The sequence below is a fragment of the Salipaludibacillus sp. CF4.18 genome, assembly GCF_051262595.1.
Lineage (GTDB): Bacteria > Bacillota > Bacilli > Bacillales > Salisediminibacteriaceae > Salipaludibacillus > Salipaludibacillus neizhouensis.
In genome coordinates, this window is record NZ_JBIMEV010000002.1 from 67,936 (window position 1) to 89,958 (window position 22,023).

The following is a 22,023-nucleotide window of genomic DNA, read 5'->3' on the forward strand; positions in this document are numbered from 1 at the left end:
GTGTTCTTTATGTAATATGTTAGAAAAGTGAAAGCAAAACGATTTTGCTGTATAAGCATAGATCACACGTTAGAAGCAAAAGAAATTTTTTTATTATACTTATAAATGCGAAGAAGGAAAATAGTACTTACTTAATCTTGACAAAAGCGAGCTTAGGGCGGTGAAAGCTAAGCGTCAATGACAGTAAAGAAGGCGTTCCGGAGCATACTTTAGAAAGAGGCATATTCTTATATGCAATTAGGGTGGAACCGCGGGTAACTCTCGTCCCTATGTCCAAAGTCTGGGCATAGGGATGAGAGTTTTTTGATTTTATAAGAATAGTCTAATGTTTTAGTTTTGTAAACACTATTATTGGAGGGGTATGAAAATGAACGTTCAAGAAATGATTTTAACGTTACAAAAATTTTGGGGCAACCAAAACTGCTTGATTTTGCAACCTTATGACGTGGAAAAAGGTGCTGGTACGATGAACCCTATGACATTTTTAAGAAGTATAGGACCAGAGCCGTGGAATGTTGCGTATGTAGAACCTTCTAGACGTCCGGCAGATGGAAGATACGGTGAAAACCCGAACCGTTTATACCAGCACCATCAGTTCCAGGTAGTCATGAAACCTTCTCCAGACAATATTCAGGAATTGTATTTAGAAAGCCTTAAACAATTAGGAATAAATCCAGCAGAACATGATATACGCTTTGTGGAGGATAACTGGGAAGCTCCGACGTTAGCTGCATGGGGACTAGGTTGGGAAGTATGGCTCGATGGAATGGAAATCACCCAATTTACTTATTTCCAGCAAGTAGGCGGTTTAGACGCTAAGCCTGTATCTGTTGAAATCACTTATGGTATTGAAAGACTTGCTTCATACATTCAAGATAAAGAAAATGTATTTGATCTTGAATGGGTGAATGGATTCACGTATGGAGATGTCTTTTTACAAAATGAATATGAACAGTCAAAATATGCGTTTGAGGTTGCAGATGCAGCGATGCTGTTTGATTTGTTCTCTAAATATGAGAAAGAAGCACAGAGAATTTTAGAAGAAAAACTTGTTATACCTGCTTATGACTATGTTTTAAAATGCTCGCACGTATTTAATCTATTAGATGCGCAAGGTGCCATATCGGTAACCGAGCGAACGGGGTACATTGGACGGGTCAGAAACTTAGCAAGGAATTGTGCTCAGCAGTATTACAATGTACGGGAAGATTTAGGATTTCCAATGTTGAAGGATAAGGAGGAAACATCTCATGAATAATCAATCGTTATTGCTAGAAGTTGGATTAGAAGAGATGCCTGCGAGATTTGTCACGGATGCAATGAACAATCTATCGGGATTAGTAGAAAAGTGGTTGAAGGAAAATCGCCTTCGATATAATAACATAGAGGCTTACTCAACTCCAAGACGCCTAGCAATAGTCATTAAAGGGTTGGAAGGAACACAACGTGATATTGAAGAAGAAGCAAAAGGACCTTCTAAGAAAATTGCGATGGATGAGTCAGGAAACTGGTCGAAAGCGGCTCAAGGATTTGCAAGGGGACAAAAGGTTTCTGTCGATGATTTATTTTTCAAAGAATTAAAAGGCGAGGAATACGTTTTTGTTAAAAAGCATGTGACGGGTCAAAAGACAGTTGAACTTCTACCGCAATTAAAAGATGTTATTCTGCGTGTTCCTTTTCCTAAAAACATGAAGTGGGGTGCCAATGACCTCCGTTATGTCAGACCCGTGAAGTGGCTTGTAGCATTATATGGATCCGAGGTTATTCCGTTTGAAATAACGAACGTCCATACCGGCAATGAAACGATAGGACATCGTTTTTTAGGGACAACGAGACAGCTGGCTGATGCTGATAGTTACGTTGAAACGCTTTTAAGTGAGCATGTTATGGTAAACCCAATGGAGAGAAAAGAGGCTATACGCACTCAAATCGAGCGAATAGCAGAGAGTGAAGACTGGGTCATTCCTATTGATGACGGATTATTGGAAGAAGTAAATAATCTGGTAGAATACCCTACAGCTCTTTTTGGAAACTTTGACGAACGATTTTTAAAAGTTCCTGATGAGGTATTAATTACATCGATGCGTGAACATCAGCGATATTTCCCGGTGAAAAATAAAGCAGGAGAGCTGCTGCCTCATTTCGTGACTGTCCGTAATGGTGATCATCGTCATTTAGAGAACGTTCAAAAAGGAAATGAAAAAGTATTACGGGCACGCCTTGCTGACTCTGAGTTTTTCTATCAGGAGGATTTGAAAAAGTCACTAGATTCAAGGTTACCTCGTTTAGAAGCAATTGTTTATCACGAAAAACTTGGTTCTGTTGGTGACAAAGTTCGGAGGATAGAAGAAATTTCAGAAAAGATCGCTGTAAAAACAGGAGCTAGTCCCACTCAACTTAATCAAACAAAGCGTGCTGCCCAACTAGCAAAGGCTGATTTAGTAACCCACATGGTCAATGAATTTCCGGAACTGGAGGGAAGAATGGGGGAAGAGTATGCTCTAAAGTTTGGTGAAGAAGCAGAAGTAGCGAAAGCAATCCGTGAGCATTATTTACCAAAACAATCTGGTGATCAGCCACCAAGCACGTCTATTGGTGCCTATGTTAGCGTAGCTGATAAATTAGATACAATTGTTACTAGTTTCGGAATTGGTAACATACCAACCGGTTCTCAAGATCCACATGGCTTGCGCCGTCAAACTGCGGCAGTATTAACAATCTTTTTATCACAAGAATGGGATGTTAATTTATTTTCGGTAATCAAGGAAACGCTTGAAATTATTGCTGAAAAAGGCCTTCTAAACCGTGATAAAGTAGATGTCATGAAAGACATGGAGGATTTTATAAGGCTCCGTTATAAAAATATGCTTCAGGAGCGGGGCGTCCGCTATGATGTCGCGGATGCTGTTCTGAGTACCGAGATAGGATTTGTTTCTAAAACAGTTTATCGAGCAGAATTTTTAATGACATTACTAAATACGAATGAATTTAAAAAAGATGTGGAAGCATTCAGTCGCGTCCTGAATATTGCTAAAAAAGCGAATGATCAAGAAGAGGTAAACACTGTTCTTCTAAAAGAGCAAGCAGAAATAACATTGCAAAACAAAGCGGAAGAAAAACAATCAAAAATTGCTCAGCTTTTGGAAGAGGGGAATATTTCTGACGCGTATGCGCAATTAAAAGAGTTGGAACCAGTTATTCATGATTATTTTGCAAATATTATGGTCATGGCCGAAGATAATGATATCAAGCAAAATAGATTAGCACAAATGAAAAAAGTTGCCGCAATCATTACGTCTTTTGCTGAATTCCAAGTGATTGTGTTTCATGCAGAGGAATAGAAAGATTTTAGACCTGCAGGGAAGACTAAGATATAATAAGGTTAGTTAGAATTACTCTTGCCTGAGTACAGAGGGCGGTGAAGGCAATGGAACTTAATGAAAGACAAGAAAAGATTATTGTTATCGTAAAAGAAAGCGGTCCTATTACTGGTGAGCAAATTGCTCAAAAACTTTCATTGTCGCGAGCAACTTTAAGACCTGATCTCGCTATTTTGACCATGTCTGGATTTTTAGATGCTAGACCGCGAGTGGGCTATTATTATACCGGTAAGACCGGTTCACAGCTCTTTAATGAACGAATGAAAAAGCTAACGGTAAAAGAGTTTCAATCAATTCCGGTAGTTGTGGAGGAATCGGCATCTGTGTACGATGCGATATGCACGATGTTTCTTGAGGATGTCGGAACTCTCTTTGTTGTTAATAAAAGGAAACACCTGATCGGGATTGTTTCTAGAAAGGATTTGCTTCGGGCAAGTATGGGGAAGCAAGACTTAGAATCAGTTCCAGTAAGTATAATCATGACGAGGATGCCAAATGTTACAACATGTCATCCTTCTGACAGTATGTTGGAAGTAGCAAACAAACTAATAGGCAAGCAAATCGACGGACTTCCTGTCGTAAAAGAAGTTGAAACTGATGGCGAAATCCACCATGAAGTAATTGGGCGATTGACGAAGACGAATATAACGAAAGCATTCGTATTTATTGCTGATGATGATATTCATTCTTAAGGTTTCTCTGTCAAAATGAGAGGAGTATATATGATTAATTCACAAATTCCCGTTAATCGGTCGATCGTTTATGTTATATCGGACTCTGTTGGTGAAACTGCTGAACTAGTAGTAAAAGCAGCGATTAGTCAATTTGATGAAGATAAAACAATGATACAACGTATTCCCTATGTGGGAGATATCGGGACGGTAGATGAGGTTATTGCTCTTGCGAAAGAAAATCATGGAATGATTGCATTTACTGTTGTTCTTCCGGAAGTTAAGACACATCTGGTTGAGCAGGCAAAGCTCCATAATATACCTTCGCATGATATTCTTTCACCAATGGTTGCCATGATGGAAAAGAAGTTACAATGTCCTCCTAAAAATGAATCTGGTCTTATCCATATGCTGGATGAGGATTATTTTAAAAAAGTAGAAGCCATTGAATTTGCGGTGAAATATGATGATGGAAGAGATCCTAGAGGCATTCTGCGGGCCGATGTTGTGCTTGTAGGTGTGTCTCGAACGTCAAAAACACCATTATCACAATATCTTGCCCATAAGCGTCTCAAAGTTGCCAATGTTCCTTTAGTTCCTGAAGTAGAACCACCGGAGGAACTATTCTCTATAAATAGTGACAAGGTAATTGGCTTAACGATCAGTCCCGTTAAGTTGAATGGTATTCGAACAGAGCGTTTAAAAGCTCTGGGACTAAAAGAAGAAGCAAACTATGCTAAAATTCAACGCATTGAAGATGAACTTGTTTACTCGGCCGGAGTAATGAAGCGCATTGGGTGTGAAGTAATTGACGTGTCGACTAAAGCAGTAGAAGAAACAGCAAATCTAATATTTCAAATTGTCCAGCGTAAAGAAAAAGAATAAATGGTTAAAGGCTCACTGGGGTTTCCTCCTTTGGGTCTTCGTTTATGTGGGCATATTTTGCTTGTGAAAAATATATTTAAGTGAAGAAACACGGTATTAAGATGTTTATCCGATATTTTACTTTTTATTCTTGTTTTTATTTATTAGATGATTAATAAGCTTTTCAAGATTTTTTTCAGCGCGACATAGTTTAAATAGCAGCCTGCATTTAAAATTATTAAAATAAATTTATAATATAATTTCTTTTCTAAAATAGTCATTCAAGTTCTTATGATTTTCTAATTATTAACTAGTGTCATCGTTTGTATGGGCACTTGAAGTGTTGTTTGGAACGTGGATTTACTAGTATTTGAACTGTCTTTTCTAGAAAAATGAGAAATAAGAGAAAATTCTAGTCAAAAGTCAATTTATCCTATATAATGAAATATTGTGACTTGATAATAATAAATAAAAATAGGAATAATTACAGTGAGAACAAATAAATTGTAAATGTCAAGACTTTTTATTTTTTTTTTGGTAAAGATAGTAAGAGTCATTATGTTAATTTATTTCTTCTCTCTTATTTTTTTAGGGAATATGGAATAAGTGGCCAAAAAAGAAGGATTCTGAAAATGGATGTAGAATAACCAACATATGCAAAAGAAAAATATGAGGATTTTTGTCGATGGTGATGAATCCAGTTGTTGATTAAACCATAGTAAGTTTTTCATTGAGTGAAGAGGAGAGTGGAATTACCTGATCAGGAATAGATTATTTTGTACGGTGCCTTGTCACCCTCCAAGTGAAGCTAATGAAGAGCTGTACTGCTATGACCTAAAAACGCTATAAGGAGGATCGGGTGTAATCCGAAACAAACAAGATAATACCTCAATCGAAGCTTAGGTGCTTCCGCGGTTAAGGAATGTTTTGAAATAAAAGGTTGGTGAGTCTGGTGAGTCAACGAATTCCTGATGAAAAAATTGAACAAGTCCGTCAATCACTGGATATCGTTGATATAGTTAGTGAGTATGTTCAGCTTAAAAAACAGGGAAGAAACTTCCAAGGGTTATGTCCTTTTCATGGAGAAAAAACGCCCTCTTTTTCTGTTTCACCCGATAAACAGTTGTACCATTGTTTTGGTTGTGGCGCTGGTGGGAATGCATTTTCATTTGTCATGGAAATAGAAGATGTTAGTTTTATTGAAGCAGTTGAAAAACTGGCCAATAAAACAGATGTAACCATTCCAGAATTAGATGCTCTGTCCAAAACGGACGAGAGTTCAGATAACAAATCAAAGAGTTGGCACGAAGCGCACCAGCTAGCAGCAAAGCTCTACCATCATGTATTGACCGTTTCTGATGAAGGGAAACAAGCAAGAGAGTATTTAAGGGGTAGAGGATTCACGAAAGAGGTTATTGACCACTTTCAAATTGGATACGCACCAAATTCCTGGGAGTTTCTTTCCCGTTTTTTACTGAAAAGGGATTTTTCCATGGAAGAGATGGAACAAGCGGGTCTCGTCGGTTTAAGAGACTCTGACTCCAAAGCGTATGACAAATTCCGAGACCGAATCATGTTTCCCATTTGGGACCGACAAGGGAAAATGGTTGCTTTTGGTGGTCGTGTGTTAAATGATGGTAAGCCTAAATACCTAAATAGTCCCGAATCCCAGCTTTTTAATAAGAGTGATATTCTCTATTATTTTCATCAGGCTCGCCCTTTAATGAAAAAGAAAAGTGAAGCTGTTTTGTTTGAAGGGTATGTTGATGTTATTTCTGCATGGAGGGCGGGTATAGACAACGGGATAGGCGGATTGGGTACGGCATTAACTGAAAATCAAGCAAAAATGTTGCGCAGAAATATTGATCGGATTATTATTTGTTACGATTCTGACCATGCTGGTATGCAAGCAACCTATAAAAACGGGCAATTACTGCGGAATGTTGGTCTCGAAGTAGAGGTAGCATTACTGCCTGATGGAGACGATCCCGATGATTATATAAGAAAACATGGTTCAAAACGATTTAACCAGGATGTCATCCTGCAGAGTGTGACATTCATGTCGTTCATTTTTGAATTTTATCGCAAAGGCAAGAATCTTCAACAAGAAGGAGATCGCTTAACGTATATAGAAAACATTTTACAGGAGATTAGTCAATTATCCGGTGCTGTTGAGCGAGATCACTATTTAAGAAAATTAGCGGATGAGTTCTCTTTATCATTAGAAGCATTAAAGCAAGAACAAATGGGTCTAATGAAGGTTGCTGAAAAAAAACAAAAGCGGCAAATTCATAAAGCTGTTCAAACTAGGGTAGCAAAGGAAGCCAAGAAATTGCTTCCCGCCCATGAAAATGCGGAAAGAGAACTTATTGCCCTTATGCTTCATTCTAGGTCAATAGCTGACCATGTGCAAAAAGAAATTGGTGGTAATTTTTACATTGATGACTACCAAGCAATTGCCGCACTCATTTATAGCTATTACGGAGAAGGATACGACCCAAATCCATCTCACTTTATAGAAAGAATATCAGATAGTGATTTGAGAAGCAAAGCCACTAGTCTTGCGATGAAGAGGGTTAACCATGACTTGTCTGAGCAGGAATTGAACGATTATCTGAAACAGATTCATCAATTTCCTAAATATAGAGAAATTGATCAATTAAAAATACAGCAAAAAAAAGCAGAAGAAATGAATAATTTTGGAGAAGCAGCGTTAATAGCGATGCAAATCATCAAAATGAAACAAGAATTAAAAAACCATTGAATCCAATAATTTTAGTATTTGTTGTGAACTTCAGGAAGGAGGGGTCGTATGGCTGATAAACCAATTCGTCCATTGGCGGAAGGTGATCTTACCATCGATCAGGTTAAGGAACAATTAGTAGAACAAGGAAAAAAGCGAGGAACATTAACCTACGCCGAAATTACAGAGAGATTAGGTGCATTTGATCAAGACTCTGATCAAATGGATGAATTTTTCGAATACCTTGGAGAACAAGGAGTAGAAATCATAAATGATAACGAGAATGTACCAAGTCTCCAGCAAGTGGAGAAGGAGGATTCTTTTGATTTAAATGATTTAAGTGTACCACCAGGTATTAAAATTAATGATCCCGTCCGCATGTATTTAAAAGAAATTGGACGTGTTCCATTATTATCTGCAGCAGAAGAAATTGAGTTAGCTAAAAAGATTGAAGACGGTGACGAGGAAGCGAAGCGGCGATTAGCCGAAGCAAACCTTCGTCTAGTTGTAAGTATAGCTAAGCGTTATGTTGGTCGAGGTATGCTTTTCCTTGATTTAATTCAAGAAGGAAACATGGGCTTGATTAAAGCTGTGGAGAAGTTTGACTATGACAAAGGTTTTAAATTCAGTACGTATGCTACTTGGTGGATTAGACAAGCGATTACCCGGGCGATTGCTGACCAGGCAAGAACCATTAGAATTCCAGTACACATGGTAGAAACAATAAATAAGCTTATTCGTGTGCAACGACAACTTCTACAGGATCTAGGTCGAGAGCCAACACCTGAGGAAGTATCTAAAGAGATGGAGTTAACACCAGATAAAGTTAGAGAAATATTGAAAATAGCTCAAGAACCGGTATCTCTAGAGACTCCTATCGGGGAAGAGGATGATTCACATTTAGGCGACTTTATTGAGGACCAGGAAGCTCTAGCACCAGCTGATGCTGCAGCCTATGAATTGTTAAAAGAACAGCTAGAAGACGTTCTTGATACACTCACAGACCGTGAAGAGAATGTATTACGCCTACGATTTGGCCTAGATGATGGCAGAACCCGTACTTTAGAAGAAGTAGGAAAAGTATTTGGGGTTACTCGGGAACGAATTCGACAAATTGAGGCAAAAGCATTACGTAAATTGCGCCATCCAAGCAGAAGTAAACGTCTGAAGGATTTTCTCGAATAAACATCAATATTTAAACGACCATATAGCTTGGGAGAGGTTTTCCTCTTTCAAGCTTTTATTTTATAGTAAGAAAGTACAGAAAACAGCTATCTTTGTTAAATAAATGGCAGCGAAAGGTCACGTTGTTTTTAATAAAAGACGCTGTGCGTTTTTATTATGAACTTCATTATACATAAAATAAAATAGACGATATAATAAAATAGTGTAGCAGTAGCACCTATAAGAGAGTATAAACTAAGCTTTACGTTAGGTGCATCACATGGTTATCTGTCAAAGATACATAATAGAATGATTATTGTAATGATTTAAAATATGCCTAATTAGGGAGAAAGGTGCTTTATATGGAGGAGAGTAAAAATGATATTATTATAAACGAAATAAAAAAGTGGCAAGAAAATAAATTGTTACCAGAAACATATTGCCGTTTTTTGCTTAGTTTATATACAGAAGGAGAACTCCAGGAAGAAAATGAGAACAGGTCAACTGCAATCAAGGCAATCCTTAAAAATAGTCGTAAAGTTATCGTCAGTTTTTTAACTATGATAGTTATCATTACTATTCTTCTTGCCATCATTTTTTTCGTACAATTTTCATCAGTGGTGCAATTAAGTGGATTAGGAGGTTTTCTAATTCTCGGGATAATAGGGGCAAGGAACTACAATAACAAAAGTAAACCAATTTCACATCTTTTCGTTGTTCTTTCGACATTTATTTCTTTTATATTACTCATTGTAACTGTAGAGGAATTTTTCCTAGATAATTTATTTGCTTTGGGGACGGGAATAGTCCTGTTATGTATTGTATGGATTATTGTTGGGTGGAGATTTCGTTATCATTATTTATATATCGCAGGAGGAACTGGGATACTATTATTTATCGCACTAGTAGTTGGTCAAGGAATATAGAAAGGAGTTTTAGCGATGGACATTATTGCGCATAGAGGAAACAATCGTTACACCCCTGAGAATACGCTGGCTGCCTTTATGTCAGCTGTAAAATACCCTATAAAAGGAATAGAGTTCGATATTCAATGGTCTAAAGATAATATCCCGGTCGTTATTCATGATTCAACAATTAACAGGACTACAAATGGAAGTGGTGCTGTTCGTTCTTTTACATTACAAGAGTTAAAACAATTTGATGCAGGAAGTAGTTTTAAAGAATCATTTAGAGGAGAGAAGATTCCTTCTTTTGCTGAAGTACTAAATTGGTCAAAAGATCATTCCTTAAAGCTACATGTTGAATTGAAGCAGCAATCTGATAATCACCATTTATTTGTGAAAAGTTGTGTAAATGAAATTCTACAACATGGCGTTACTCATTCCGTCATTATTTCAACATTCTATCATCCGTATATAGCCGAAATAAAAAAACAAGCTCCTGAAATCGAAACGGCTTTGTTGACGAAAACTCCAATTTTCAGAGGACCAAATTATGCACAGAAAATAAAAGCGGATGGCATACACATACGACATAGCTTTCAGTCGATAAGATATTATCGGAGATGGAGTAAAAAAAATGTTCCGGTGAGGGTTTATAACATCAAAACGATACGAGAAGCTAAAATATGTAAACTATGTGGGGTTGATGCTATTATTACAGACGATCCTCGGGCTATGACGGAGGATTTTGGGTTATCCGATCGATAAAAATATCAAATGTGATGGAAATAGATATTTTACTTTTCTATTGTTAGTTTTTCATATACAATATAATAGAGCTTTGCGATGTGAAGCGTTTAAAATTAATTATCTTAGTATATAATAAGGGAGGTACATACAGATGAGAGGAAAACCACTATTCCCTTTCGCATTAACTGCATTTCTAGGGATCGGTTTAATCATTGTTTTATCGTTTGTTGGTATTAATCAGGAGGATATTGCATCCGAAAATGGTGAAGGCAATGAAAACGCTGCGGAAGAAGAATTTGCAAGTCCTGTGGAATTAGGAGAAAATATTTTTGAAGGTACCTGTGCAGGTTGTCACGGCGGAGACTTGAGTGGTGCGTCAGGTCCACCATTAAATGGCGGAAATCTTTCGCACGATGATGTTCTGGCTGCAATTGCAGAAGGTCCGGGTAATATGCCTGATGGACTAGTAGCAGGAGAAGAAGCTGATGCTGTAGCTGAATTTATTATGGCTGAATCTGAATAATTAATTAGTAAAAGAAGGATCATGTATCCTTCTTTTTGTCATATAAAAGGAAGTTCAAAAACATTATTATTTTTTAAAATGCATTGAACCAGTATTAACATAGGAGCTAAGGTGATTTTTATGAATGAACAAAATCTTTCGATACGATTACATACTGTTGGTGGATACGTGATTGGAGACACTGTAGCAGATATCGGCACAGATCATGCTTATTTACCTGTATTTTTGGTGCAAAACCAAAAGTGTAAAACGGCCATTGCCGGAGAAGTAAATGAAGGACCGTTGAGCTCAGCAAGATCTCTAATTAACAAACATGAATTATCGTCAAAAATTACAGCGAAGTTAGGTAGTGGACTGGAAGTTCTTGAAGGGGAAAATGTCGATACTGTTGTGATAGCGGGCATGGGCGGACCATTAATAACTTCCATTTTAGATGAAGGCAAACAACAATTAGTGAATGTAAAACGACTGGTTTTACAACCAAATGTAGCTGCTAATCATATTAGAAAATGGCTCTATCAACATCAGTGGAGTTTGATAGCAGAAGAAATGGTAGAAGAAGATGAGCATATTTATGAAATAATTGTTGCAGAGCCAGGTAAACCTTCTGCAATGTATAGCGACAACTTAGAAAAAGAACTCTGGATGGGACCTTGTTTATTGAAAAATAAAAATTCTACTTTTCAAAAGAAATGGATAAGGGAAGAGTTAAAATTAGAACACGTGAGATCACAAATTCAACAAGCAAAAAAAGAAACAAATAAAGAAGAAAAAATGAATGAAATTTCAAAAAGATTACAATGGATCAAGGAGGAATTATCGTGAAGTTAGCGAATGGCCAAACGATTATTCAGTCATTTGAACAATTTTCACCAAAATCTTATGCTGTTGAAGGTGATAAGGTCGGTTTACAGGTAGGCACGTTAAATAAACCGATAAAAAAAGTAATGGTAGCATTAGATGTCTTGGAGACAGTGGTTGATGAAGCTATTGATAATGATGTTGACTTAATCATTGCTCATCACCCTGTTATATTCAAACCTATTAAAGCTCTGCGCACTGATACTGGGTATGGAAGGACAATTGAAAAACTTATTAAACATAATATCACTGTCTACGCTGCTCACACAAACCTGGATGTAGCACCAGGTGGTGTAAATGACATGATGGCAGATGCATTAGAACTAACTGACCTTCGTGTACTCGTCGAGACAGATACGGATCCATTAATGAAGCTTGTTGTGTTTGTTCCTGAAGAGCAGGCTGATAACGTAAGACAAGCGCTTGGAGGAGCAGGAGCGGGATATATAGGTAACTATAGTCACTGCACCTTTAACTCACTAGGCACGGGTGCTTTTAAACCTGAGGAAGGAACGGATCCTTTCATCGGCGAAAAAGGTAAAATGGCATTTGTGGATGAAATAAAAATAGAAACGGTGTACCATGCATCTCAGCAAAAAAAAGTAATCCAAGCGATGACCAAAGCACATCCCTATGAGGAAGTTGCCTATGATCTATATCAAATAGCTTCTCCTGGAGAACCCTTGGGTTTAGGAAGAATTGGTTATTTGGAAAATGAGTTAACGTTAGATGAATTCGCGGAGAAAGTGAAGCTTGCTTTTGACGTAAAGGGTCTTCGTGTGGTTGGTGAAGGAAATCGGAAAGTTAAAAAAGTAGCTGTTCTTGGTGGTGATGGAAACAAATACACTTTCCAGGCAATAAGGCAAGGTGCGGATGTTTATGTGACCGGGGATCTATACTATCACGTGGCTCACGATGCGATGGTAGAAGGGTTAGCGATGGTAGACCCTGGACATAATGTAGAAAAAATTATGAAAGAAGGGGTACGGAAAAAAGTAGAACTTTTTCTTAGAGATAAGAAATATGATACAGAGGTTATTAGTTCTAATGTTCATACCGATCCTTTCCGATTTTTGTAGAAAGAGTGTTACTTATAAAGAGTTGATATAATTTAGAAACTTGAATCCGCTCTAGGCAGGTTCTAGACTAGAGCGAAGGCCACCAAAAATATTTTGGCGGCCTTCTTCTTAAAATACTATACTTTTTGAATTTTTTTCTTCTTTTTAATCTTTGGAAGAATTTTAGTTAATTTCACCATACTAGTAGTATCCCAAGTGTGTGGGTCATCCTCATCAAAGTTTTGCAGAAAAGTAATAACCTCTTTTGTAATAGGTGTGGGTGTACTTGCTCCAGAAGTGACAGCAACTTTATCAATGCCTTTTAGCCATTCCAAGTGAATTTCATTTACATGGCTAATGCGGTGAGATGGTGTGTCTGCAATATCTTTGGAAACTTGAGCAAGGCGATTCGAGTTGTTACTTTTCGGATCACCGACCACGATAAGTAGATCAGCTTCACCAGCTTGCTTGGCGACAGCCTCTTGACGTACCTGAGTGGCTAGACATATTTCATTGTGAACTTCTGCATGAGGATACTTTTTAATTGCCGCATTTATCACATGGGAGACGTCCCATTGACTCATTGTTGTCTGATTTGTAACAAGTATCTTATCATTGTTAAGTTCTAAATTTTCTACATCTTTGACGGATTCTACAAGATGAACAACATCAGGAGCAACGCCAATAGCCCCTTCTGGTTCTGGATGACCGTTCTTTCCTATATAGATGAATTCGTATCCTTCATCTTTTTTATTACGAATAAGGTCGTGAGTCACTGTTACATCCGGACAGGTAGCGTCAATAGTAGTAAGCCCCTTTTTCTTTGCTAACTCTCTTACCTCAGGAGAAACACCGTGAGCTGTAAAAATAACTGTCCCTTTTTCTACCTGTTTTAGTATTTCTAAACGGTTAGAACCATCAAGTGTAATAACACCATCAACCTCAAAAGCATCTGTAACATGTTTATTATGAACGATCATACCCAGAATGTAGATAGGTCTAGGTAAATCCAGATTATCTGCGGCTTGTCTGGCCAGAGCCATAGCATCTACCACTCCATAGCAATAACCTCGTGGAGATATTTTAATGACTTCCATGAGAAATCCTCCTCTATAATACAAATATCATTTTTCTCTTTAAATTCAATTCTCAGCTAGTAACCATTATACTAACTTCACTATCTCATTATAAAGCTTGTGTCTTTGGAAAACAATCAAAGAGATAGGGGTTAGAAAGGCGAAGGGAGGTAATAAATAACACGTGAAGGTTTCTTTAATTGCAAAAAGAGGGCACTGAAAAAGTTAAAAACGACTTTTTCAGTGCCCTCTTAAAATGCTATTCATTTGACATAACAACTGTTAAGCACCTTGTGACTGGGAATTTTCATTTATAAAGCTTAATGCTTCTTCTTCACTAATATCATTAACAAGCATTAATTCACTGGCGATAAATTGTTTAGCGCGATCTAAATTTTTACGATCTTCCATATGAAGGCCGTTGTTTCGTTCGCCCTCTTTTGAAGTTAAGTTTGCAATGACGCTTGCAGCATCTAAAATACTACCGGTTTTCAGAAGTGTTTCATTTTCCTTTGAATATGGACGAGCTGCCTCTTTTTTAACGGGGACTTCGCAGGTTTTTAAAGCTACTGCCAGTTCTTCAAGCTGGGTAGTTTCAATGATTTTCCTTAAACCGGATTCTTGAATACGCTTTTCTGGAAGCATTAATGTTACGTGATTCAAAGGGAAATAAACAACATAGTACGTTAGTTTTTCACCAAGAATATCTTTTTCTTCCATGTCTTTAATTTGCCCTGCCCCATGGTAAGGGTAAACGACACTGTCTCCCACTTTAAACATAGACATTCCTCCAATACAATAATATTTCTATTATAGCACAAAATAATTTAAAATAAAAATTTTACTATGTTAATTCCGATTAGTCAATAAAAAGATTCGAGGAAATGTGATAAAATATTCCTTACTATGTATGCTACATCGTGTCAGACGATGTAGGTAAATTTCCAGTAAAACACTATACATAAAGTTTTGGTTTTGACGGTTCGGATTGGAATGTAGATACTTTTTTCTTAGGAGTGATTTTTTTCGGCACAGGAACTTGTTTCTTCACCTTTTTTTCAATAGCGGGTGAGGCTTTAGATTTCGATGAAGTTGATTCTTTATCTTCCTCTGAAGGATCAGCAGGTTCTTCTGAAGTGGAAGAGTCTTCGGCATCATCCGTATTTGATTTTAATACAGCAAGTAAAGCGGGTAAAGACTTTAGAAGGGGACCATATTGTTGAACGATTGGTCCTACTGTTTGAACAGTTTTAATAACGTGTTGAGCATGTTGAGCATAACCTAGCATTTGACCAATATTCATCCCGCTTGCAACAGAAGGAGCGCCGGTAACGGCAGGTGCAGCAGCAGCAGCAGCTTTCCCACCGAGTAATTTAGATAAAAATCCCTTTCCACCTGATGCAGCAGCAGCGGGTGGGGCTTGAGGCGCGCCACCGGTGAAAGGACCAGGTTGAAAAAGATTAAAGCCCGGATTAGAAGGTGGTTGAAATTGTTGATATGGTGGAGGGCCAAACATGAATATCATCCTTTCGTGCAAATTCTTCTCTTATTAGTCATATGCAAACCATCAAAAGTTGTTTGGGCGTTATTCTCATAAAATAGAATAAGGTACGCAAAATATGTAATGTATTTTGGATTTAGACATAGAGGGGAAGAAGAAACGAATTAATCTTGAGGAGATAACAAGTAAAGTCTTCTTTAGAACTAGCATTCACGATTGTTTTCATGATAAAATAGGTAATTAGCTTAGCCGATTCGTTTTGTATAAAGACGAAAAGAGAAAGAAGGAGTAAGATGAAACATAATTTTGAACGATTTGAATTAAAGAGCTTTCTTATTGAAGCCTTGAAGGATAATGGGATAAATTTACCTACTGAAATTCAAGAACGCCTCATACCAGCAATAAAGAATGGACAAGATGTCATTGGAAGATCACATACAGGCACAGGAAAAACATTAGCTTTTCTATTGCCAATACTTCACAATGTAGATCCTGCATCAAAAACCACCCAACATATTATTGCAGCTCCAACTAGAGAATTAGCCACACAGCTATACGAAGTTTTTACTTCATATAGTCAAACGAGTGAAGATCCAATTACGACATCATTAGTAGTTGGTGGGACAGATCGTCTGCGTATGATTGAAAAAGTTAAAAATCAACCGCATGTCATCATAGGTACACCAGGAAGAATTTTAGATATGTTAAACCAGCAGGCGTTAAAACCATCCGCCATAAAAACCTTTGTCGTTGATGAAGCGGATCAAATGCTTGATATGGGCTTCATTGAAGATGTGGATCTCATTGCATCTCGATTAGGTGAGGATCTTCAGCTTCTAGTTTTTTCAGCAACAATTCCTGAAAAGTTAAAGCCTTTCCTGCAAAAATATATGAAGAATCCAAAGCAAATTGAAGTGGAAGCAAAAGGTGCTTCTCCAACTCGCATGGAACATTGGCTCGTGCCGGATCGAGATCGAGACCGTGAAGACTTACTTGTGAGAATAGCAAAAAAGGTTAATCCTTTTCTGGCGATTATTTTTACTAACACAAAAGACTCAGCGAACAAAGTATTCAGCCGCTTGCAAAAAGAAGGCTTGAATGTTGATTGTATTCACGGCGGTGTTCCTGCTCGGAATCGTAAAAAAGTATTAAAAAAATTGCAAGATGCTGAAATTCAATATTTGGTCGCAACTGATTTAGTGGCCAGAGGAATTGACATCAAAGGAATTAGTCATATTATAAATTATGAAATTCCTAAAGAATTAGAATATTACGTTCACCGAGTAGGAAGAACAGCTCGTGCCGGGTGGGATGGTATTGCCATTACCCTTTATGGAAGAGATGATCAGAATAGTATTGAAAGACTAGAAAAACAGAAAATTAATTTTAAGTATACAGAACTGAAAAAAGATGAATGGACTACGATCGAAAAGAGATCATTTCAGGTACAAAACAGATCAGTAAAGTCTGATGATAAGGGTGCCAACGCAAAAATTAAACTTCCTAAAAAAGTAAAACCAGGCTATAAGAAGAAAGCAAAACAACAAATGGAAAGAGATGCAACACGACAACGAAGACTGAACCGGAAAAAATAAAAAAATTTCTTACCACTCATCCCAGACATATTAATTTGGTTTCCGGAAGAGTGGTAAGTTCTTATTACTGGGACTTTAAGCTTCACTACATATAAAAAAGTACGTTTTCAGTATTATCTCGTTAGATTTGAAGGGGGAAAATAAGATGTTACTAGGATCTCATGTTTCAATGAGTGGTAAAAAAATGCTGTTAGGAGCCAGTGAAGAGGCTGCTTCATATGGTGCAACGACATTTATGGTTTATACAGGAGCGCCACAGAATACCCGTAGAAAAGCAATTGAAGACTTGAATATAGAAGCAGGTCAAGCACATATGAAAGCCAATAATATCTCTAATATCGTTGTGCATGCACCTTACATTATTAATATTGCAAATACAACTAAGCCGGAAACTTTCCGATTAGGAGTCGATTTCCTTAAAAGTGAGATTGATCGTACAGAAGCACTAGGTGCAAAACAGATCGTACTTCATCCAGGCGCTCATGTTGGTGCAGGTCCTGATGAAGGGATTAAAAAAATTATTGAAGGATTAAATGAGGTTTTAGATCCGGATCAAGACGTGCAAATAGCTTTAGAAACAATGGCAGGAAAAGGAACTGAATGTGGTCGGTCTTTTGAAGAATTAGCTAAAATTATAGACGGAGTGACTCACAATCAACAACTCTCCGTTTGTTTTGATACGTGTCACGTACATGATGCGGGCTATGATATAGTGAATGATCTAGATGCTGTACTAGCAGAATTCGATCGGATCATCGGGTTAGATCGACTAAAGGTACTCCACGTGAATGATAGTAAAAATATTAAAGGAGCCAGTAAAGACCGTCATGAAAATATTGGTTTTGGCCATATTGGATTTGAAACGCTAGAACGAGTTATTTTCCATGATGCACTAAAGGAAGTTCCTAAGATATTAGAGACACCTTATGTAGGAACAGATAAAAAAAATAAAAAAGCTCCTTATCAAAAAGAAATAGAAATGTTAAAAGCTCAAACTTTTAATCCTTCACTAAAAGAGGAATTGTTAGTAATAACTAATTCGTGAACTAATGACCTGGATTAAAAAGCCTGTTGGCTGTTTTCTGCGGGAAACGACTTCAGCCTCTGCGAAAAAGTCTTCCTGAGGGGTTTTTCGCTATTTTTTTTGCTACTGTAGTCACAGCCTTCGTTTCTTCGATCAACGCTAATATATGAAACAGCTGAAATAAAAAAAGTATTGAACATGTTTTTCTTCCTACCTGTCCAACACTCTTTAAAAGCTTTTGAAGGGAAGTATTATCTTACTCTAAATAATGTTCATACGGTTTCAACAAAAGTATTCCCTGCTGATAGAGCTGGGGATATTTTTGTTTTAATTGTGCTTTAATATTATTTACCTGGTTTTTATTACTAATATCAAATGGTTGTGCGTGTAAAATGGAAAGAATTTGGTTAGCTTCTTTCACTGTGAGTGAAATGCCTTCTTGACGTCCCATACGAATAAGTTCTTTAGCTGTTAGATTTTTGATTTTTTGATTAACAACATCTTTTATAAACGGATTCAATGTATTACCTCCTACTGTAGTAAACAGATATGATTAACTTAAGATTATTTAAAATATGTTAATTTAGGAGAAATGTGCAATAATCATGTTTAATTGCAGTTGAAGACTGGGAAATGGATTTTTTGTTTTCACAGCTATCGTTTGTAGGGTGATCAGGATCCTGATCACCCTTTTATATTCAAAACATAAATAGCTGTTGTTTGCAATTCTACTATTAAGGGTACTAGTAAATGAGTGTAATAAGTTGCAACTTGTGTGTAAAACGTTTATTATGCTAATTTGTAGTTATTTTATGAAGGAGGAACAAACAATGCGCAATCAAATGATTATAATGATCATTACAATTGTTGTCCTCGTTGGAGCTTCAATTATTTTAGGCCGCGAGTATTCGACTACTCAAAAATCAATTGAAGAATTGAAACTTGAAAAAGTAGAACAGCGAGAACCGCTAGTCAATTTAGAATTGGAAAGAATGGAAGCTTTTTTTGAGCAGCTGCCAGATGATTATGATGCAAGTGAATATGACGGATGGGGCGAAGCGCGTCACGTAGCTGATCAGTTGTATGATGATAGCAATAAACTCTTTAAAAGAGAATGGGGGACTTTATTAGCACTTGAATCTCAAAAGAGAAATGTTGACCCCTATATTGTTTATGAACTCTTAAAGATAGAGACTGGAGGGCAGTTTGACCCGTCGTTAGTAGGTCCTGAAACAAAGTATGGGCATGCTTATGGGTTAGCACAATTTATGAAAAATACTGGTCCTTGGATAGCAGATATGGCAGATCTTCCATATGATGATGAGAAATTATTTGATCCGCACTTTTCCATACAATTATCTGTCGTTTACTTAGAATTTCTGCATAACGAATATGGCGATTGGAACCATGCTTTAACTGCTTACCATCGAGGAATGACTGGCTTAGAAAATTATAAAGATGAAAATGGGCATGCCAAAAGTGAGTATGCTGTGGAAATACAGGAGAATGCTGAAATTACAGAACTTTTGGCTTATGATTAGTAACATATAAATTTTAATAAAAGGGGATGTCTCGTTAGTTCAAACTTTGAGCTAACGAGACATCCTTTTTGTTCCAAGATAAGAATTTATAAAATTGGCAGCTACCTTCACACCACACGTATCAAGGGAAACCAACATCCTTTCAAGTAGCACCTACACGCACTGCGTAGGTGCTACTCGGGGCGGTGGAAGCTGACGCTGTATAATAAAAGACCGCTTTGCCGCTATTCTTATACGCAAGGCGGTTCACTTTTCTATCTAGTAGTATTATTCTTAGCCGCTAGCTGATAGATAATATGTTGGCTCTGAATGTTTCTCGTTTCTTTGTTGTCTACATAGCAATAGCTGCCATCAGTTTGAAGAGAACGAGCCTTTTTATTGTCTAATAAAGTTGTTTCCAAAACTTCTTTAATTCGTTTTTTAGCTCGATCTTCATAAACAGGGAAAAGAAGTTCAATGCGTTTTTCCATATTCCTTGTCATCCAATCAGCAGACGAAAGAAATATTTTATCTGCTCCATTCTGATGAAAGTAGAAAACACGACTATGCTCGAGAAAACGATCAACAATACTGATTACCCGAATGTTTTCGCTTACATTTTTAATCCCAGGTTTCAAACAACATATTCCTCGTACAATTAAATCAATTTTCACCCCTGCTTGGCTTGCTTCATAAAGTTTTATAATAATGGGTTTATCGGTTAAGGAATTCATTTTAGCGATGATACGCCCGTCAGAGTTTTTCTCATGTTCGATAATTTCGCGATGAATCATCTCTACAAAAGTATCTCTCATTTCAAAAGGAGCGAGAACTAATTCCCGCCAAGAAGGATTTTCACTGTATCCGCTTAGTACGTTAAAAAAATTGGTAGCATCTTCTCCAAACGATTCCTTTGAAGTGAAAATTCCCATATCCGTATAAAATTTGGCGGTAGTATCGTTGTAGTTACCAGTACCAAGGTGAACATATCTTTGAATTTTTTCATTTTTTTTCGTAATAATAAGCGTGATCTTGCTGTGCGTTTTTAATCCTGTCAGGCCATAAATGACGTGGCAACCTGCTTTTTCTAACTTTTTCGCCCATTGAATGTTTTTTTGCTCATCAAATCTTGCTTTTATTTCGACTAAAACGGTGACTTGTTTTCCGTATTTCGCTGCTTTTGCTAACGATTTTATAATTGGGGAATCTCCGCTAACACGATAGAGAGTTTGTTTAATAGCAAGAACTCGGTCGTCTGTAGCCGCTTGAGCAATCATGTCGACAATAGGTTGAAATGATTCATAGGGATGATGGAAAAATAAATCTTTTTTATCTACAACATCAAATATATCGTCATCCATTGATAAACCTTCAGGATACTGAGGGAACAATTTTTTATATACAAGATGTTCAAAGTATGTGGATTCCTGATCGTAAAAATTTAACAAGAACGAAAGATCTATAGAGCCCTCGACTTCATAAACATCATCTTGCTTTAACTCCAGAACTTTTAATAAAAAAAGCAATACTTTCTTGTCCATGTTTCCTTTTTGGATTTCCAATCTTACTGCAGAGCCCCACTTACGCTTTTTCAATTCCTTCTCAATTTCACCTAATAAATCACTTGCACTCTCTTCTTGAATGGTTAAATCAGCATTTCTTGTAATTCTGAAAGGAGATACAGAATGAACTTTATTACCTTGAAATAGTTCTTTGATAAAATAGCTAATAACCTCTTCAAGCATCACAAACCCTTTATTTTTGTTAGAGGAAGGAATGTTAAGTGTTCGGTTTAAAACAGCAGGGACTTGTACAATTGCTAATCTGGCAGATGTGTCGGAAGAGTTGTCCTCTAATAAAACGGCTAGGTTAAGACTTTTGTTAAGGAGTATCGGAAAAGGACGGTAAGCATCAATAGCCATAGGAGTAAGTACAGGGAAAATATAGTTTTTGAAATGGTTCGATACAAAGTTGTATTGAGTAGCGTTTAAATCTTCTATATAGAAAAACTGTATACCTTCCCCTTTGAGTATTGGTTTCAACGTGTCTTTAAAGAGTTGATCATGTGATTTAACGAGTCGACGGCTTTGTTGACTAATTTTTTGTAATTGCTGATTAGGTGTCATTCCAGAGATACTATCTAACTTGTTAAATCCTAACTTTAGTTGATCTTTTAGGCCTGCTACCCGTACCATGAAAAACTCATCTAGATTTGTTCCAAAAATTGCGAGGAACTTCAATCTTTCTAATAATGGGTTACGTGTATCAGATGCTTCCTCCAATACTCTTTTGTTGAAATATAACCAGCTTAATTCGCGGTTATTATAGTATAGAGGATCGTCTAAATTCACTGCTTGTCGTTTGGATTTATTTTTCATAGCAGACCTCCTA

At 37.1% G+C, this 22,023-nt stretch carries 19 protein-coding genes and 1 other annotated feature; of the genes, 14 read left to right on the forward strand and 5 right to left on the reverse strand.

What is annotated here, in order from left to right; all coding sequences use genetic code 11:
- Nucleotides 1–101: 101 nt before the first annotated feature.
- Nucleotides 102–272: a binding site (T-box leader), on the forward strand.
- Between the two features lie 95 nt (nucleotides 273–367).
- The 11 genes from glyQ to ACHABW_RS02180 all read left to right on the forward strand — a co-directional run bounded on the left by glyQ (nucleotide 368) and on the right by ACHABW_RS02180 (nucleotide 12,937).
- Entirely contained in the window at nucleotides 368–1,258 is an 891-nt protein-coding gene (gene glyQ, locus ACHABW_RS02130) for a glycine--tRNA ligase subunit alpha (protein WP_183040877.1), read from the forward strand.
- Nucleotides 1,251–3,341, forward strand: coding sequence for a glycine--tRNA ligase subunit beta (gene glyS / locus ACHABW_RS02135; protein ID WP_435753842.1), 2,091 nt, complete (start codon nucleotides 1,251–1,253; stop codon nucleotides 3,339–3,341). Before glyQ ends, glyS begins: the two co-directional genes overlap by 8 nt.
- An 86-nt stretch (nucleotides 3,342–3,427) precedes the next feature.
- The gene (locus tag ACHABW_RS02140) at nucleotides 3,428–4,072 is read left to right on the forward strand and encodes a helix-turn-helix transcriptional regulator (RefSeq protein WP_110936675.1); all 645 of its coding nucleotides are present in this window, start codon (nucleotides 3,428–3,430) and stop codon (nucleotides 4,070–4,072) included.
- A 30-nt stretch (nucleotides 4,073–4,102) separates the two neighbouring features.
- A complete protein-coding gene (locus ACHABW_RS02145; protein WP_110936674.1) occupies nucleotides 4,103–4,936 on the forward strand; it encodes a pyruvate, water dikinase regulatory protein in 834 nt (277 codons plus the stop codon).
- Nucleotides 4,937–5,867: 931 nt separating this feature from the next.
- Nucleotides 5,868–7,679, forward strand: coding sequence for a DNA primase (gene dnaG / locus ACHABW_RS02150; RefSeq protein WP_435753843.1), 1,812 nt, complete (start codon nucleotides 5,868–5,870; stop codon nucleotides 7,677–7,679).
- A 48-nt stretch (nucleotides 7,680–7,727) separates the two neighbouring features.
- Nucleotides 7,728–8,843: an RNA polymerase sigma factor RpoD gene (rpoD, locus tag ACHABW_RS02155; RefSeq protein ID WP_110936672.1), complete on the forward strand. Its 1,116-nt coding sequence runs from the start codon at nucleotides 7,728–7,730 to the stop codon at nucleotides 8,841–8,843.
- A gap of 341 nt (nucleotides 8,844–9,184) precedes the next feature.
- Complete coding sequence (locus ACHABW_RS02160; protein WP_435753844.1) at nucleotides 9,185–9,748, forward strand: hypothetical protein; 564 nt, start codon at nucleotides 9,185–9,187, stop codon at nucleotides 9,746–9,748.
- A gap of 15 nt (nucleotides 9,749–9,763) precedes the next feature.
- Nucleotides 9,764–10,492, forward strand: coding sequence for a glycerophosphodiester phosphodiesterase (locus ACHABW_RS02165; RefSeq protein WP_435753845.1), 729 nt, complete (start codon nucleotides 9,764–9,766; stop codon nucleotides 10,490–10,492).
- A gap of 133 nt (nucleotides 10,493–10,625) precedes the next feature.
- Entirely contained in the window at nucleotides 10,626–10,997 is a 372-nt protein-coding gene (locus ACHABW_RS02170) for a c-type cytochrome (RefSeq protein WP_110936669.1), read from the forward strand.
- A 120-nt stretch (nucleotides 10,998–11,117) separates the two neighbouring features.
- Nucleotides 11,118–11,822, forward strand: a complete 705-nt coding sequence (locus ACHABW_RS02175) for a tRNA (adenine(22)-N(1))-methyltransferase (protein ID WP_435753846.1) — start codon at nucleotides 11,118–11,120, stop codon at nucleotides 11,820–11,822.
- The gene (locus ACHABW_RS02180) at nucleotides 11,816–12,937 is read left to right on the forward strand and encodes a Nif3-like dinuclear metal center hexameric protein (RefSeq protein ID WP_435753972.1); all 1,122 of its coding nucleotides are present in this window, start codon (nucleotides 11,816–11,818) and stop codon (nucleotides 12,935–12,937) included. Before ACHABW_RS02175 ends, ACHABW_RS02180 begins: the two co-directional genes overlap by 7 nt.
- A 116-nt stretch (nucleotides 12,938–13,053) precedes the next feature.
- On the opposite strand, the gene ACHABW_RS02185 is transcribed toward ACHABW_RS02180, so the two are convergent.
- From ACHABW_RS02185 to vrrA, 3 genes are all read right to left on the reverse strand, one after another.
- A complete protein-coding gene (locus ACHABW_RS02185; protein WP_435753847.1) occupies nucleotides 13,054–14,013 on the reverse strand; it encodes a 4-hydroxy-3-methylbut-2-enyl diphosphate reductase in 960 nt (319 codons plus the stop codon).
- A gap of 261 nt (nucleotides 14,014–14,274) precedes the next feature.
- On the reverse strand, nucleotides 14,275–14,772 hold the full coding sequence (locus ACHABW_RS02190; protein ID WP_110936666.1) for a CarD family transcriptional regulator: 498 nt from the start codon (nucleotides 14,770–14,772) through the stop codon (nucleotides 14,275–14,277).
- Between the two features lie 175 nt (nucleotides 14,773–14,947).
- The gene (gene vrrA / locus ACHABW_RS02195) at nucleotides 14,948–15,508 is read right to left on the reverse strand and encodes a VrrA/YqfQ family protein (protein ID WP_435753848.1); all 561 of its coding nucleotides are present in this window, start codon (nucleotides 15,506–15,508) and stop codon (nucleotides 14,948–14,950) included.
- A gap of 278 nt (nucleotides 15,509–15,786) precedes the next feature.
- On the opposite strand from vrrA, the gene ACHABW_RS02200 reads away from it, so the two are divergent.
- Both ACHABW_RS02200 and ACHABW_RS02205 read left to right on the forward strand, forming a co-directional pair.
- Complete coding sequence (locus ACHABW_RS02200) at nucleotides 15,787–17,088, forward strand: DEAD/DEAH box helicase (RefSeq protein WP_110936664.1); 1,302 nt, start codon at nucleotides 15,787–15,789, stop codon at nucleotides 17,086–17,088.
- A 145-nt stretch (nucleotides 17,089–17,233) separates the two neighbouring features.
- Complete coding sequence (locus ACHABW_RS02205; protein WP_435753849.1) at nucleotides 17,234–18,133, forward strand: deoxyribonuclease IV; 900 nt, start codon at nucleotides 17,234–17,236, stop codon at nucleotides 18,131–18,133.
- 235 nt (nucleotides 18,134–18,368) lie between these two features.
- Here the strand turns inward: ACHABW_RS02205 and ACHABW_RS02210 are convergent, their stop codons facing one another.
- A complete protein-coding gene (locus ACHABW_RS02210) occupies nucleotides 18,369–18,632 on the reverse strand; it encodes a DUF2624 family protein (protein ID WP_183040880.1) in 264 nt (87 codons plus the stop codon).
- 310 nt (nucleotides 18,633–18,942) lie between these two features.
- Between ACHABW_RS02210 and ACHABW_RS02215 the strand changes: the two genes are divergently transcribed.
- Nucleotides 18,943–19,653, forward strand: a complete 711-nt coding sequence (locus ACHABW_RS02215) for a lytic transglycosylase domain-containing protein (protein ID WP_435753850.1) — start codon at nucleotides 18,943–18,945, stop codon at nucleotides 19,651–19,653.
- A gap of 254 nt (nucleotides 19,654–19,907) precedes the next feature.
- Here ACHABW_RS02215 and ACHABW_RS02220 read toward each other — a convergent pair whose 3' ends face one another.
- Nucleotides 19,908–22,010, reverse strand: a complete 2,103-nt coding sequence (locus ACHABW_RS02220; protein ID WP_435753851.1) for an RNA degradosome polyphosphate kinase — start codon at nucleotides 22,008–22,010, stop codon at nucleotides 19,908–19,910.
- Between the last annotated feature and the right edge of the window lie 13 nt (nucleotides 22,011–22,023).

What these genes read in the sequence shown, in the direction of transcription:
- glyQ (WP_183040877.1), top strand. Translation starts at nt 368, where the DNA reads ATGAACGTTCAAGAAATGATTTTAACGTTACAAAAATTTTGGGGCAAC.
- glyS (WP_435753842.1), top strand. Translation starts at nt 1,251, where the DNA reads ATGAATAATCAATCGTTATTGCTAGAAGTTGGATTAGAAGAGATGCCT.
- ACHABW_RS02140 (WP_110936675.1), top strand. Translation starts at nt 3,428, where the DNA reads ATGGAACTTAATGAAAGACAAGAAAAGATTATTGTTATCGTAAAAGAA.
- ACHABW_RS02145 (WP_110936674.1), top strand. Translation starts at nt 4,103, where the DNA reads ATGATTAATTCACAAATTCCCGTTAATCGGTCGATCGTTTATGTTATA.
- rpoD (WP_110936672.1), top strand. Translation starts at nt 7,728, where the DNA reads ATGGCTGATAAACCAATTCGTCCATTGGCGGAAGGTGATCTTACCATC.
- ACHABW_RS02160 (WP_435753844.1), top strand. Translation starts at nt 9,185, where the DNA reads ATGGAGGAGAGTAAAAATGATATTATTATAAACGAAATAAAAAAGTGG.
- ACHABW_RS02165 (WP_435753845.1), top strand. Translation starts at nt 9,764, where the DNA reads ATGGACATTATTGCGCATAGAGGAAACAATCGTTACACCCCTGAGAAT.
- ACHABW_RS02170 (WP_110936669.1), top strand. Translation starts at nt 10,626, where the DNA reads ATGAGAGGAAAACCACTATTCCCTTTCGCATTAACTGCATTTCTAGGG.
- ACHABW_RS02175 (WP_435753846.1), top strand. Translation starts at nt 11,118, where the DNA reads ATGAATGAACAAAATCTTTCGATACGATTACATACTGTTGGTGGATAC.
- ACHABW_RS02185 (WP_435753847.1), bottom strand. Translation starts at nt 14,013, where the DNA reads ATGGAAGTCATTAAAATATCTCCACGAGGTTATTGCTATGGAGTGGTA.
- ACHABW_RS02190 (WP_110936666.1), bottom strand. Translation starts at nt 14,772, where the DNA reads ATGTTTAAAGTGGGAGACAGTGTCGTTTACCCTTACCATGGGGCAGGG.
- vrrA (WP_435753848.1), bottom strand. Translation starts at nt 15,508, where the DNA reads ATGTTTGGCCCTCCACCATATCAACAATTTCAACCACCTTCTAATCCG.
- ACHABW_RS02200 (WP_110936664.1), top strand. Translation starts at nt 15,787, where the DNA reads ATGAAACATAATTTTGAACGATTTGAATTAAAGAGCTTTCTTATTGAA.
- ACHABW_RS02205 (WP_435753849.1), top strand. Translation starts at nt 17,234, where the DNA reads ATGTTACTAGGATCTCATGTTTCAATGAGTGGTAAAAAAATGCTGTTA.
- ACHABW_RS02215 (WP_435753850.1), top strand. Translation starts at nt 18,943, where the DNA reads ATGCGCAATCAAATGATTATAATGATCATTACAATTGTTGTCCTCGTT.
- ACHABW_RS02220 (WP_435753851.1), bottom strand. Translation starts at nt 22,010, where the DNA reads ATGAAAAATAAATCCAAACGACAAGCAGTGAATTTAGACGATCCTCTA.